Origin of the sequence: Haemophilus haemolyticus M19501 (genome assembly GCF_000222025.1) — a bacterium.
Classification (GTDB): domain Bacteria; phylum Pseudomonadota; class Gammaproteobacteria; order Enterobacterales; family Pasteurellaceae; genus Haemophilus; species Haemophilus haemolyticus_G.
The window spans coordinates 236,912-250,530 of record NZ_AFQO01000007.1; the positions used below are offsets into that span (position 1 = coordinate 236,912).

The following is a 13,619-nucleotide window of genomic DNA, read 5'->3' on the forward strand; positions in this document are numbered from 1 at the left end:
TAAAAAGGGGAAGGGTAACTTCCCCTTGGATTACAACAAAAATTGATGAGAAATTATTTTAAGAAGTCACCTAAGTTGTCTTTATCTACACCAACATAAGGGATACGTACAACACGATCTTTTAATTCCCATTTTGTGCCTTCAGTTGCTGCTTTGCCTTGTGCTAAGTTGTTAGATAATTGAACAACCGCTTTACCTTGGTTCACACCATCGTTTAACACAGTACCAGCAAGTTCACCTTTTTTGATGAGTTGTAATGCTTCTGGTAATGCATCCACACCGAAGATTGGTAGTTTTTTACCATGTGCTTTGGTTGCTTCTAATGCGCCTAATGCCATACCATCGTTGTTAGAAATAATGACTTCAATGTCGTTCGCTTTAGAGCTAGACAACCAGGCATCTACTTTATCTTTCGCCATTGCAGCATCCCACATACCAGTATCAATAAATAATTGTTCAGTTTGGATACCTTTCGCATTAAGTTCTTCAACTACGAATTTTGTACGAGCTTCAGCATCTGGGTGACCTGGTTCACCTTTTAATAATACAAATTGGATTTTACCATCTTTATTTAAGTCTAGAGCTGGATTCGCTTTCCATTGTTTTGCAATTAAATCCCCTTGAATTAAGCCAGATTCTTTTGGATCAGTACCTACATAGTAAGCGTGTTCATAAGAACCGATAGCTTTTGCACCTGGGTCTTTATTAAAGAATACAACAGGAATGTTATCTGGTTTTGCTTTGCTAATAATGGTTGGCGCTGCAGCAGGGTCAACTAAGTTAATTGCAAGAGCTTTCACACCTTTGGAAAGTAATACATCAACTTGGTCATTTTGAATTGATTGTGCATTTTGGGAGTCATTCATTAATAAGTTAATGCCACCAAGTGCTTTAGCTTCTTTATCAATTTCTTTACGCATTAAAGACATGAAGTTGTCATCGTATTTGTAAATGGTTACACCGATTTTGTTACTTGCTGCGAAGCTAGAAGATGCTGCACCTAAACCGATAGCCAAAGCAACCGCACTTAATACTGCTGTTTTTTTCATAATAACGCTCCTATTTTGGAATGTTGATGTTAGAGATAAATATTGCATTACATTCTGCAATTGATGCCATATTAGCGAATAATCTGCTTGGAATCTGTGATCAAACTCACATAAATGAAAACGATTACATTAAAAATTCGGATTTGTGATCGACATCACATTTTATGAGTGCGTTCACCTTCGAATTTAGATAGATTCCACAGAAAAACGACGTACTAATGTTGGGTTAAATTGAATTGTTGATGGCGTTCTCACCTCATTATCGACAAGGCTTAATGCAAGGTTGGCTGCATAAGTTGCCATTAAATCAATAGGATAGCGAATGGTCGTCAATTTAGGAATTAAATAACGAGCAATTGGCATATCGTCAAAACCAATGATTGAAAATTGGCTTGGTACACTAATATTGTTTTCATTGAGAACTGAAATGGCTCCCGCAGCCATTGAATCGTTATAAGCTACGACCGCAGTAAGATCTTTGTTATAACTAAGCAAATCAATCATTGCTTTTTCACCACCTTCGAAGTCTGGTGAATTGTGCGTTATGGCATGCTCAATAATGGGATAATTGTGATCTTTTAATGCAGTAAGATAACCCTCTCTGCGCTCAATTTCATCGAAAATAGCATGGTTAGATCCAATATATGCAATATGTTTATGGCCACAGCGGATAAGCATTTCTGTTGCTAAGTAAGTTCCCTTTTTATTATCTAAACTTACGCAACGATTTTCATAGCCTTGAATCACTCGGTTGATAATGACCATTCCTGGTACTGTTTTCAAATAATGGCTAAGTTCATCGTCGGATAACGCTTTGGAATGCACAACTAAACAACTACAACGCTTGCGAAGTAAAGTATCAATAGCTTCACGTTCCTTCTCTGCATGGTGATAGCCAATGCCAATCAAGATTGTTTTACGATGTGCTTCTGCAACTTTATCTACGGCTTTTACTAAAATAGCAAAAAATGAGTCTGTTACATCGGTGACAACCACACCAATAGTATCGGTGTTTTGTATTGCAAGGGCTTTAGCATTTGCATCTGGCTGATAATTAAGTTGCTCAATTGCTTGTTTTACGGCAAGGCGGGTATCTTCACTCACTGAGGGATGCTGATTTACAACACGAGAAACAGTAGCAATAGATACATGGGCTAATTCGGCTACATCATGAATGGTGCTCATATAATGCTCTCCATAATAAAATCACGTTTCTCATTATGTTCTTTCTAAATAAAATTGAAAGCGGTTACTTTCTGATTTGTAACCGAGATCACAAAAAACTTTTAGAGATTTTCCCATTATGTGATACTGATCACGGTTTATTTTTTTGAATTTGCTATCTTATGCGCAGTATTTTGTGTAACCGTTTACAATTTAGAAAGGGAGCCAATCATGAGTGATATTTTTGAACCAACCGAGCATCCACATCGTCGCTATAATCCGTTAATTGATCAATGGGTTTTGGTATCACCACATCGTGCTAAACGTCCATGGCAAGGGCAACAAGAAAAAGTGAATGAAGAACAAAAACCAAGTTATGATCCAACTTGTTATCTTTGCCCGAGTAATAAGCGTATTACAGGTGAATTAAATCCAGATTATCGTAAACCTTATGTGTTTAAAAATGATTTTTCTGCGCTTTTAGAAGATACGCCAGCCCCTGAAAAATCCTCCGATCCACTTTTCCAAAGTTCTCAAGCTCGTGGGGAAAGTCGGGTCATTTGTTTCTCTCCAGATCATAGTAAAACATTGCCATTATTAACCGCACTTGAGATTGAAGAAGTGATTAAAGTATGGCAAGAGCAACTTCGTGAACTTGGTACGAAATACCAATGGGTGCAAATTTTTGAAAACAAAGGAGCAGCAATGGGGTGTTCTAACCCACATCCACATGGTCAAATTTGGGCGAATAGTTTCTTGCCAAATGAAGTTGCTCGTGAAGATCGCACACAACGTGATTATTTATTAAAACATGGTTCAGTAATGCTAGTTGATTATGTGAAACGAGAACTGGAGTTAAAAGAACGTATTGTCGTTGAAACTGAACATTGGGTAGCTTTAGTGCCTTATTGGGCTGTTTGGCCATTTGAAACATTGCTTTTACCAAAAACTCATGTAAAACGTTTAACTGAATTAAGTGACGAACAATCAAAAGATCTTGCGGTTATTTTGAAAAAATTGACGACCAAATACGACAATCTATTTGAGACCTCTTTCCCATATTCAATGGGATTTCATGCCGCACCATTTAATGGCGAGGATAACGAACATTGGCAGTTACATGCTCATTTTTATCCTCCTCTTTTACGCTCAGCAACTGTGCGTAAATTTATGGTGGGATATGAAATGTTAGGCGAAAGTCAACGCGATTTAACGGCGGAACAGGCAGCAGAGCGATTACGTGCTTTGAGTGAAGTTCATTATAAAGAAAGAACTAAATAATATAGCCAGTCCCCCTCTTTAGCAAAGAGTGGAGAAGATCGAGTACAGATTTAATATAAAGGATAGAAATATGACTCCAATCCAAAATGCTCAACAAATTTTCAATAAACAGCATAAAAATTGTCCAGAAATTACCGTCTATGCGCCTGGCCGAGTAAATATCATCGGTGAACATACCGACTACAACGACGGCTTTGTTATGCCTTGTGCGATTAATTTTGGTACGGCCGTTTCTGGTACAAAACGAGATGATCATATTTGGAATGTTTATGCAGCGGATCTTGATGAAACTGATGAGTTTTCTCTCAATGTTGAAATTCCTAAGAGTGAACACAAATGGGCTAATTACGTGCGTGGGGTTGTAAAATTTATCCAGGAACGTTACCCGCATTTTCAACAAGGTGCAAATTTAGTGATTTCTGGAAATGTGCCGCTTTCTTCTGGATTAAGTTCATCTGCAGCGTTAGAAGTTGCGGTGGGTAAATTCTGCCAACAACTTGGCGATTTACCGCTTTCTCACACGGATATTGCATTGAATGGGCAAAAAGCGGAAAACCAATTTGTTGGCGCAAATTGTGGCAATATGGATCAGTTAATTTCCGCACTTGGGCAGGAAAATCACTTACTGATGATCGATTGTCGTAGTCTTGAAACCATTCCAACACCCGTGCCACAAGATGTCGCCGTTATTATTGTGAATTCAAATGTACCGCACGATTTGGTGACGGGTGAATACAATACTCGCCGTCAGCAATGTGAAGATGCGGCAAAATTTTTTGGAGTAAAAGCATTACGTGATGTTTCAGTTGAACAATTCCGAAAAAGAGAAGCAGAATTGACCGCACTTTCACCATTAGCAGCAAAACGTGCTCGTCATGTCGTAACAGAAAATCAACGAGTACTCGATGCAGTGGAAGCATTGAAGAAAAATGATTTGACCCGTTTAGGTGAGTTAATGGGGGAATCTCATGATTCAATGCGTGATGATTTTGAAATCACCGTGCCACAAATTGATTATTTAGTTGAATTGGCTCAACTTGTTATTGGCAAAAGTGGCGGTGCACGTATGACAGGTGGCGGTTTTGGTGGTTGTATTGTCGCACTTGCGCCGCATGATAAAGTCGATGCAGTTCGTAAAATTATTGCGGATAATTACGAGAGAACGACTGGTTTAAAAGAAACTTTTTATGTGTGCACTGCATCACAAGGTGTTCGAGTGATTTAAGATAAAATGATGTTAGAACAAACCACTTTTAATGCGCCTGATGGCGCACCTTATCAGCTGATAACCCTGCAAAATGAAAATGGGATGCGTGTTCAATTTATGGATTGGGGCGCAACTTGGCTTTCCTGTAAAGTGCCAGTAAATGGCACTTTACGTGAGGTTTTATTGGGTTGTAAGGTGGAGGATTATCCCACTCATCAAAGCTATTTAGGTGCAAGCGTAGGGCGTTATGCAAATCGTATTGCAAATGCTCAATTTGAATTGAATGGCGAACTCATTCAATTGAAAAGTAATCAAGGTAAACATCAACTTCATGGTGGAGAGGGCTTTGATAAACGCCGTTGGAAAATTCAAGAGTGCGGTGAGAATTTTGTGTGCTTTTCATTACATTCAGAGGATGGTGAGCAAGGTTTTCCTGGTAATGTGGATGTGTCTGTAACCTATACGCTAACAGATGATAATAGTGTAAAAATTGAATATGCAGGGATGTGTGATACGGATACTGCATTGAACCTAACGAATCATGCCTATTTCAATTTAGAAAATGCAGAGCAAGGCAGTGACGTGCGTGAACATACATTACGTTTAAATGCTGATTTTTATCTGCCTGTAGATAATGAGGGGATCCCTAATTCTCCATTAAAGCACGTAGTGAATACGAGTTTTGACTTCCGTATTGCTAAACCCATCAAACAAGATTTTTTACAAGGGGATCAGCAAGCAACAAAAGGTTACGATCATTCCTTTATTGTAAATAAAGCTTGGCAAAAGCCTTGCGTGTTACTGACTTCTCCAACTGGTGATTTAAGTTTAGAGGTAAGAACCTCGCAAGCCGCATTGCAGGTTTATACGGGGAATTATCTTGCAGGTACACCAACGAGAAATGGCGAATTATATGCAGATTTTTCTGGCGTAGCACTGGAAACCCAATGTTTGCCCGATACCCCAAATCATCCTGAATGGCAAAATTACGGTGGCATTCAAAAAGCAGGCGTGCGATATTATCAATGGACGGAGTTTAAGTTCTTATTGATCTCTGGTTAACTGTGTTCGGTTTGTTAGCAATAAGGTTATGTCAATCACTTAAGCATGAAGAAATTTTGAAAAAATAATACACTCAGATATAATTGATAATGTTTATCAATTATATCTGAGGTTTATTTATGAAAAAAACAAAGCTTGCTACATTAGTAGCGTTTTTTTGCACATCTCCGATAGTGTTTGCTCAAGAACAGCCTACACTTTCTCATAACTCACCGCAAGAAAAGTTGAATGAAATTGTTGTGAGTGATTCAAATATTAGCGATGCATTGGTGAATACATCGGTAAGCCATCAACAAATTTTCTTAAAACAGTCACGTGATGTAAAAGATGTTTTTGCAGGAAAAATGGATGTTAATGTCAGCCAATTGCAAGGTGCACGCTCCGGCGGAGAAGGTGTAAATATTCGAGGCTTACAAGCTAACCGAGTCACTACAACAATAGATGATATTCCTTTACCAGAAGCGCAAGAAGCGAAACATTTTATTTCTTATGGTTCGGAATTTGGTCGTACTGATTACATTGATGTAAGTGCTTTACGTAGTGCTGATGTTCGTTATGCTGGTTCAGCTAATAGCCTTTCTGGTAGTGTTAATTTTACAACGATAGAACCTTCATATTTATTAAAAGGTCGTCATTTCGGTGGCGTTGTAGGAACTGGTTATAACAGTGTTGATCGTTCAGTTTATGGTAGTGCTGGAGGCGCAGTCAAAGCTGGAGATTATGAAGGCATGGTAATGCTAACCCAACGAAAAGGGAATGAAATTAAAAACCAAGGTAAAAATAATAGTGTTGGGGAAACACGTACAACTCCAAATCCAACGGATACTAAAAATACTTATCTATTAACTAAGCACTATTATCAACTAGATGATAAGAATAAGTTAGGATTTATTTTTGAACATCAACATAAGAATATTAATAAAGATTTACTTTCTTTCAATAATTCTAACATTGATATGCGTACAGGAACGCAGATAACGGGCTATACGCAGGATAAAGTAACTAGAGATCGTTTTTCGTTAAGTCACGAATACAATAGTGAAAAAGGCTGGTTGCAATATGCAAAAACACAAATTTTTTATCAAAATGCCAAAACTGAAAACTATCGTTATCGTTTAGGTACACAAAGCTATCGCCAAGAAAATACTAAATTTAGTGATAAAAGCTATGGCCTTGTAAGTAATTTAATTTCTGTAATTGATGGAAATATTCCTCAAGTGTTACGCTATGGTTTATCTTATGTGCATAATAAAGCGAGTGATGATATTCATCTTGTCAGACCAGCTTATCATCAAATCACCAATATGTATCCAATGGCAGAGATGCAACAGGATAAGTTTACTAGTTATTTAGAAAATGAAATGGCGTTTGGTAACTTTGCTATTACACCACAATTGGGGTTTGTACATTATCGAGTAAAACCAATATCTAATAATAATCGAGTTGCTGAATTACAGGCTCGTAAGCAATCTGAAACCCAATTTACTCCAAAAATTAGCTTGGAATACCGTTTATCTGATAACTTTATTCCTTATTTGCAATATTCTCGTGGTGTTAGAACACCATCAATACAACAGTTAAGCTCGTATCTCTTTAACAGTTATGGCAATATAAATGTCGCAGTGGTAGGGAATCCAAATTTGAAATCAGAAACTGCAGATAATTTTGAGGTTGGTGTAAAAGGTAAAACATCAGAGATTAATTATTTAGTGACTGGTTATTACAACCGCTATCATAATTTTATTGATTGGATTACCAAACCGACGAATGGTTACACTAGCTTTATTCAATATGATAATCTTGATAAAGCTAAGGTATATGGTGTCACAGCCGATATGAAATGGAATTTTTATGATGATTTTTACACTATTGCAGGTATTTCATATTCACGTGGTAAAGCTGAAAATAATGGTATAAAAACACCAATAAATAGCATTCAGCCAATGAAAACAAAATTAGGTTTTGGTTATGAAGGAGAATCTTTTGGTGCTAATATCCAATGGACATACAGTCGAGGTAAATCAGACAAAGATATTGAACAATCATTAGCTTACCAGTACAACCCAACAGGTGGATATTCTTTATTCGATTTGGGCGCTTATTGGAAACCAACCAAAAACTTAATGTTTACAGCTAATGTGAATAATCTGTTTGATAAAAAATATTGGAATTGGAATGATATTTCTTATCTTTCCTTGTTAACAAAGGCAATGGGAAATAAACAACAGCAAGGGCAACCAGCATCAAGTATTCCAATGGCGATTACATCAGCTAATGCGGATCATTATAGCGCACCAGGACGTAATTTTAATATTGGCGTACGTTATGAGTTCTAACTAAAATCTAGATGAAATTAACCGCACTTTAGGGCCAAACCTAATGTGCGGTTATTTTTATTGATTTTCCCCTTTTCGCTTTTTGCGCTTTTTTCCAAAATATGATACTTTTTCGCCGTCAATAAGACATCAACTACAAACCAATATGAACGACGAACAGCAAAATTCAAACCAATCTGAAAATACGAAAAAACCTTTTTTCCAATCTTTATTTGGTCGCTTTTTTCAAGGCGAATTAAAAAATCGTGAAGAACTTGTGGAAGTGATTCGCGATTCAGAACAAAATGATTTAATTGATCAAAATACGCGTGAAATGATTGAAGGCGTGATGGAAATCGCGGAGCTTCGTGTTCGCGATATTATGATTCCTCGTTCACAAATTATTTTTATTGAAGATCAACAAGATTTAAATACTTGTTTAAACACAATTATTGAATCCGCTCATTCTCGTTTTCCTGTGATTGCCGATGCCGATGATCGCGATAATATCGTGGGTATTTTGCACGCAAAAGATTTATTAAAATTTTTACGTGAAGATGCGGAAGTCTTTGATTTATCTTCATTATTGCGCCCCGTCGTGATTGTGCCAGAAAGCAAAAGAGTGGATCGTATGTTGAAAGATTTCCGCTCAGAGCGTTTTCATATGGCTATTGTGGTGGATGAATTTGGTGCGGTATCAGGTCTTGTTACTATTGAAGATATTTTGGAACAAATTGTTGGCGATATCGAAGATGAATTTGATGAAGAAGAAGTCGCGGATATTCGTCAGCTTTCTCGTCATACTTATGCTGTACGTGCGCTCACAGATATTGATGATTTCAATGCACAATTTAATACGGATTTTGATGATGAAGAAGCCGATACCATTGGTGGGCTGATTATGCAAACTTTTGGTTATTTACCAAAACGTGGTGAAGAAATTACGTTGAAAAATCTTCAATTTAAAGTCACCTCGGCAGATAGTCGCCGATTGATTCAACTTCGAGTCACTGTGCCAGATGAACATTTGGCAGAAATGGATGATGTGGAAGAAAAAGCCGAATAGTATTTTATCATCCTCAATGATGGCGCGCGTTTTCTAACGCGTGCTTTTTATTTACTTGAAATGGGATTTCAAATTCTAATACAAAAGACGCTCGTAAGGGCGTGCAAAATATAATTGAATTTATGAATAAATATTTTACTTATCTTATTGCGCTTATATCTGGTTTCGTCGGTGTTTTTGCCTTTTCGCCATTTGATTATTGGCCTTTAGCCTATGTTTCTTTACTCGGTTTACTGTATGTCGCTAAAAATTCTAAAAAATCCACCGCACTTTTAGCGACGTTTTTGTGGTCGATGGGATTTTTCTGCTTTGGAGTGAGTTGGCTTAATGTCAGTATTCACCAATTTGGTGGCGCATCTTTAGGTGTGAGTTATTTCCTTGTCGGTTTACTTGCGGCTTATCTTGCACTATACCCGATGCTCTTTACCTATTTGGTTCAGCGTTTCCAAGTTCAAAGTGCGGTAATTTTTGCCGTGATTTGGACATTGACAGAATTTTTACGAGGTTGGGTTTTTACCGGTTTTCCTTGGCTCCAATTTGGTTATACACAAATTGACAGCCCATTTTATGGCATCGCCCCAATTTTTGGGGTAACAGGATTAACGTTTTTTACCGTTTGGGCAAGTGCGGTGATGTTTAATTTTGTTTTATCTTTATTTAAAACGAAAAATCTTAAATTAGTTTTAGCGAACGTTTTGTTATTGATCATCGTGGGGGGATTAAGTGTTTATTCATCCAGAATTCACTTTGTAAAAGCTGTTGAAGATAAGGCAATTTCAGTCACGCTTGCTCAAGGAAATATTGAACAAAATCTCAAATGGGATCCAGCTTATTTCTATTCTACTTTGGAGATTTATCAAAAATTAATCGCAGAAAATCTTGGTAAAACAGATTTAATTATTTTGCCTGAATCCGCATTGCCAACTCTTGAAAATGCGATTACCCCATTTTTTGAAGGGTTAGATCGTGCCGCTAAAGAAACGAAAACGGAGATAATGGTTGGAACCGTATTCCAAGATACGAAATCTGGTAAATTGCTTAATTCTATTATGACTGCAGGAAACCCAGACTTTCCTTATCAGCCAGATACGTCAAATCGTTATAGTAAGCATCATCTTGTGCCGTTTGGTGAATATGTTCCACTAGAAAGTATTCTGCGACCACTTAATTCAGTGTTTAATTTGCCGATGTCTGCATTTCAAAGCGGGGATGCGATTCAGCCATCTTTAATGGCAAAAAAACGCGCTTTTTCGCCAGCAATTTGCTACGAGATTATTTTTGGAGAACAAGTGCGGCAAAATTTGAAACAAGATACAGATTATTTGCTCACAATTTCTAATGATGCTTGGTTTGGTGATTCGATTGGACCTTGGCAACATTTACAGATGGCAAGAATGCGCGCTTTAGAATTGGGTAAACCGCTTATTCGTGCAACGAATACCGGGATTTCAGTCTTTGTTGATGCACAAGGTAAAGTGTTAGCACAGGCACCACAGTTTATTGAAACAACATTGACGCATAAAATTGCACCAGCGGAAGGTAAAACCCCTTATTCTGCGTTGGGAAATATGCCTTTATATGCTTTATCATTGTTGTTTTTAGGATTACACGGCATGATGGCGTTTGTTCGTCGTAAGATGAACCTTTCACAAAAACGCTAGTCAAAACGACCGCACTTTTTATTTATAAACGAGATTTTAATGAATCAAAATCTAATTGAAGTTAAGAATCTCACCTTTAAACGTGGTGATCGCGTGATTTACGATAACCTGAATTTGCAAGTAAAAAAGGGAAAAATCACAGCGATCATGGGGCCGTCTGGGATTGGTAAAACCACCTTACTTAAATTGATCGGTGGGCAACTAATACCAGAGCAAGGTGAAATTTTGTTTGATGGACAAGATATTTGTCGTCTATCTAATCGTGAACTGTACGAAGTACGCAAGCGGATGGGGATGTTATTCCAATCAGGTGCGCTTTTTACGGATATTTCTACTTTTGATAATGTTGCCTTTCCAATTCGTGAACATACGCATTTGCCTGAAAGTTTAATTCGTCAAATCGTATTGATGAAATTGGAGGCGGTTGGGTTGCGAGGCGCTGCCGCATTGATGCCTTCAGAACTTTCTGGTGGTATGGCTCGTCGAGCTGCATTAGCACGCGCTATTGCGCTTGATCCTGATTTAATTATGTTTGATGAGCCATTTACTGGGCAAGATCCGATCAGTATGGGCGTAATTTTGAGCCTGATAAAACGATTAAATGAAGCGTTAAATTTGACTTCTATCGTGGTATCTCACGATGTGGAGGAAGTATTGAGTATTGCAGATTATGCCTATATTATTGCAGACCAAAAAGTCATCGCAGAAGGAACATCTGAGCAGCTTTTACAAAGCCAAGATCCGCGCGTGGTGCAATTCTTAAAAGGTGAATCTGATGGTCCTGTGCGCTTTAAGTACCCAGCGCAAGATTATGTGAAGGAATTGTTTGAATGATCGTCAATTTTATTTCTGCTTTGGGAAAACAGGTGATTGATTTTTTCCGTGCATTAGGGCGAGCAGGCTTTATGTTATTTGGCGCATTGATCGGTAAGCCACAAATTCGCAAGCATTTTCCTTTGCTTGTGAAGCAAATGCATGTTTTAGGTGTCCAATCGTTACTGATTATTTTGTTGTCCGGTTTATTTATTGGAATGGTATTAGGACTACAAGGTTATGTCGTATTAGTTGATTTTTCTGCTGAAACAAGTTTAGGTCAGTTGGTGGCACTTTCTCTTTTGCGAGAATTAGGGCCTGTTGTTACCGCACTTTTATTTGCTGGTCGGGCGGGTTCTGCATTGACGGCTGAAATAGGCTTAATGAAAGCCACTGAACAACTTTCTAGTCTTGAAATGATGGCTGTTGATCCTTTACGTCGAGTGATTGCACCTCGTTTTTGGGCAGGAGTTATTTCCATGCCAATTTTGTCAATCTTGTTTATTGCGATTGGTATTTGGGGCGGTTCCTTAGTCGGTGTAGATTGGAAAGGTGTTGATTCAGGCAGTTTTTGGTCTGTGATGCAAAATTCCGTGAGTTGGAGCTATGATATTTTAAATGGCTTTATTAAAGCGGTTTTCTTTGCGGTTGCCGTAACTTGGATTGCGCTTTTTAATGGTTATGATTGTATGCCAACATCAGAAGGCATTAGCCAAGCTACAACACGAACAGTTGTGCATGCATCGCTTGTTGTTCTAGGATTAGATTTTATTTTGACTGCTATTATGTTTGGAGCAGGTTAAGGATTTTTTTATGAGACAAACAATTAAATATGAATTTTGGGTCGGGTTATTTTTATTACTTGGTATTGGCGCCTTAGTTTTTTTAGGTTTACGCGTAGCCAACGTACAAGGTTTTGGTGAGACGAAATCTTATACTGTGACTGCAACTTTTGATAATATTGGTGGACTAAAAGTGCGTGCACCATTAAAAGTTGGCGGAGTGGTTATTGGGCGTGTGAGCAGTATTACGCTTGATGAAAAAAGTTATTTACCAAAAGTCAGTATTGCAATTAATCAGGAATATAATGAAATCCCAGAAAACAGTTCTTTATCAATTAAGACATCGGGCTTATTAGGTGAGCAATATATTGCATTGACAATGGGATTTGATGATGGTGAATCGGCTATGCTTAAAGAGGGTAGCCAAATTCAAGATACAAAATCTGCTATGGTGTTGGAGGATTTAATCGGCCAATTCCTTTACGGCGATAAAAAATCTGATGGTAACAGTGAAAAGACTGAGCCTACAGTACAATAACAACTAACATTTATTTAGGAGATTTATGATGAAATTTTTCCAAGTGAAAAAATGGTTTGCAATTTTAACCTTAGTATTTACCGCACTTTTTACTGCTGGTACAGCTATGGCTGAAACAAGCCCTTATGTATTGATGCAACAAGCGTCAGATAAATTGTTTTCTGATATTCAGGCAAATCAAAGTCAAATTAAAAAGAATCCAAATTATCTACGTACTATCGTTCGTAATGATTTACTGCCTTATGTTCAAGTCAATTATGCAGGTTCTTTGGTGTTAGGTTCTCATTTTAAATCGACTACACCTGAACAACGTGAAAAATTCTTTAAAGCTTTTGGTGATTTTATTGAACAAGCTTATGCACAAGTATTAACGGCATATTCAAATCAACAAATTCAAATTGAGCCAGAAAAAGCATTAGGCGATAAAAACTTAGTAAATATTCGTGTGAATATCATTCAAGTTAACGGAGCGACGCCAATTAAATTAGATTTTAAATGGCGTAAAAATAGTAAAACTGGCGAATGGCAAGCTTATGACATGGTTGCTGAGGGCGTGAGCATGGTTGTAACAAAACAACAAGAATGGAGTGGTATCTTGCGTCAGCATGGCATTGATGCATTAACTGCACAAGTACAAAAATCAGCCGCTCAACCTGTAACATTAAGCAAATAATCTTGTTG

12 protein-coding genes are annotated in these 13,619 nt (G+C 37.6%); 10 read left to right on the top strand and 2 right to left on the bottom strand.

The genetic code is table 11. From position 1 onward, the window contains the following. Positions 1–53: 53 nt before the first annotated feature. Together mglB and GG9_RS04615 are read right to left on the bottom strand one after the other, a co-directional pair. On the bottom strand, positions 54–1,049 hold the full coding sequence (gene mglB / locus GG9_RS04620) for a galactose/glucose ABC transporter substrate-binding protein MglB (protein WP_005628316.1): 996 nt from the start codon (positions 1,047–1,049) through the stop codon (positions 54–56). Between the two features lie 186 nt (positions 1,050–1,235). Beyond that, positions 1,236–2,234, bottom strand: a complete 999-nt coding sequence (locus GG9_RS04615) for a substrate-binding domain-containing protein (RefSeq protein WP_005631336.1) — start codon at positions 2,232–2,234, stop codon at positions 1,236–1,238. A 210-nt stretch (positions 2,235–2,444) separates the two neighbouring features. Between GG9_RS04615 and galT the strand changes: the two genes are divergently transcribed. From galT to mlaC, 10 genes are all read left to right on the top strand, one after another. Continuing rightward, positions 2,445–3,494, top strand: a complete 1,050-nt coding sequence (gene galT / locus GG9_RS04610; protein WP_005631339.1) for a galactose-1-phosphate uridylyltransferase — start codon at positions 2,445–2,447, stop codon at positions 3,492–3,494. A 70-nt stretch (positions 3,495–3,564) separates the two neighbouring features. After that, the gene (gene galK / locus GG9_RS04605) at positions 3,565–4,719 is read left to right on the top strand and encodes a galactokinase (RefSeq protein ID WP_005631340.1); all 1,155 of its coding nucleotides are present in this window, start codon (positions 3,565–3,567) and stop codon (positions 4,717–4,719) included. A gap of 9 nt (positions 4,720–4,728) precedes the next feature. Then, entirely contained in the window at positions 4,729–5,763 is a 1,035-nt protein-coding gene (galM, locus tag GG9_RS04600; RefSeq protein ID WP_032825075.1) for a galactose-1-epimerase, read from the top strand. A gap of 119 nt (positions 5,764–5,882) precedes the next feature. Further along, positions 5,883–8,099 (top strand): TonB-dependent receptor domain-containing protein, encoded by a 2,217-nt coding sequence (locus GG9_RS04595; protein ID WP_005631344.1) that lies wholly within the window; start codon positions 5,883–5,885, stop codon positions 8,097–8,099. Between the two features lie 145 nt (positions 8,100–8,244). Then, a complete protein-coding gene (gene corC, locus GG9_RS04590) occupies positions 8,245–9,144 on the top strand; it encodes a CNNM family magnesium/cobalt transport protein CorC (RefSeq protein WP_005631346.1) in 900 nt (299 codons plus the stop codon). A 122-nt stretch (positions 9,145–9,266) separates the two neighbouring features. Then, positions 9,267–10,805: an apolipoprotein N-acyltransferase gene (lnt, locus tag GG9_RS04585; protein WP_050541741.1), complete on the top strand. Its 1,539-nt coding sequence runs from the start codon at positions 9,267–9,269 to the stop codon at positions 10,803–10,805. Positions 10,806–10,844: 39 nt separating this feature from the next. Next, positions 10,845–11,639, top strand: coding sequence for a phospholipid ABC transporter ATP-binding protein MlaF (gene mlaF / locus GG9_RS04580; RefSeq protein WP_005631350.1), 795 nt, complete (start codon positions 10,845–10,847; stop codon positions 11,637–11,639). Beyond that, positions 11,636–12,421, top strand: coding sequence for a lipid asymmetry maintenance ABC transporter permease subunit MlaE (gene mlaE, locus GG9_RS04575; RefSeq protein WP_005628334.1), 786 nt, complete (start codon positions 11,636–11,638; stop codon positions 12,419–12,421). The genes mlaF and mlaE overlap by 4 nt, the downstream gene beginning before the upstream one ends. A gap of 10 nt (positions 12,422–12,431) precedes the next feature. Continuing rightward, complete coding sequence (gene mlaD / locus GG9_RS04570) at positions 12,432–12,938, top strand: outer membrane lipid asymmetry maintenance protein MlaD (protein ID WP_005628338.1); 507 nt, start codon at positions 12,432–12,434, stop codon at positions 12,936–12,938. Positions 12,939–12,966: 28 nt separating this feature from the next. Beyond that, a complete protein-coding gene (gene mlaC, locus GG9_RS04565) occupies positions 12,967–13,611 on the top strand; it encodes a phospholipid-binding protein MlaC (protein WP_192805825.1) in 645 nt (214 codons plus the stop codon). Positions 13,612–13,619 lie beyond the last annotated feature (8 nt).

Coding starts and splice junctions, on each gene's coding strand:
- galT (WP_005631339.1), top strand. CDS start 2,445: ATGAGTGATATTTTTGAACCAACCGAGCATCCACATCGTCGCTATAAT.
- corC (WP_005631346.1), top strand. CDS start 8,245: ATGAACGACGAACAGCAAAATTCAAACCAATCTGAAAATACGAAAAAA.
- galM (WP_032825075.1), top strand. CDS start 4,729: ATGTTAGAACAAACCACTTTTAATGCGCCTGATGGCGCACCTTATCAG.
- galK (WP_005631340.1), top strand. CDS start 3,565: ATGACTCCAATCCAAAATGCTCAACAAATTTTCAATAAACAGCATAAA.
- mglB (WP_005628316.1), bottom strand. CDS start 1,049: ATGAAAAAAACAGCAGTATTAAGTGCGGTTGCTTTGGCTATCGGTTTA.
- GG9_RS04595 (WP_005631344.1), top strand. CDS start 5,883: ATGAAAAAAACAAAGCTTGCTACATTAGTAGCGTTTTTTTGCACATCT.
- lnt (WP_050541741.1), top strand. CDS start 9,267: ATGAATAAATATTTTACTTATCTTATTGCGCTTATATCTGGTTTCGTC.
- GG9_RS04615 (WP_005631336.1), bottom strand. CDS start 2,234: ATGAGCACCATTCATGATGTAGCCGAATTAGCCCATGTATCTATTGCT.
- mlaE (WP_005628334.1), top strand. CDS start 11,636: ATGATCGTCAATTTTATTTCTGCTTTGGGAAAACAGGTGATTGATTTT.
- mlaC (WP_192805825.1), top strand. CDS start 12,967: ATGAAATTTTTCCAAGTGAAAAAATGGTTTGCAATTTTAACCTTAGTA.
- mlaD (WP_005628338.1), top strand. CDS start 12,432: ATGAGACAAACAATTAAATATGAATTTTGGGTCGGGTTATTTTTATTA.
- mlaF (WP_005631350.1), top strand. CDS start 10,845: ATGAATCAAAATCTAATTGAAGTTAAGAATCTCACCTTTAAACGTGGT.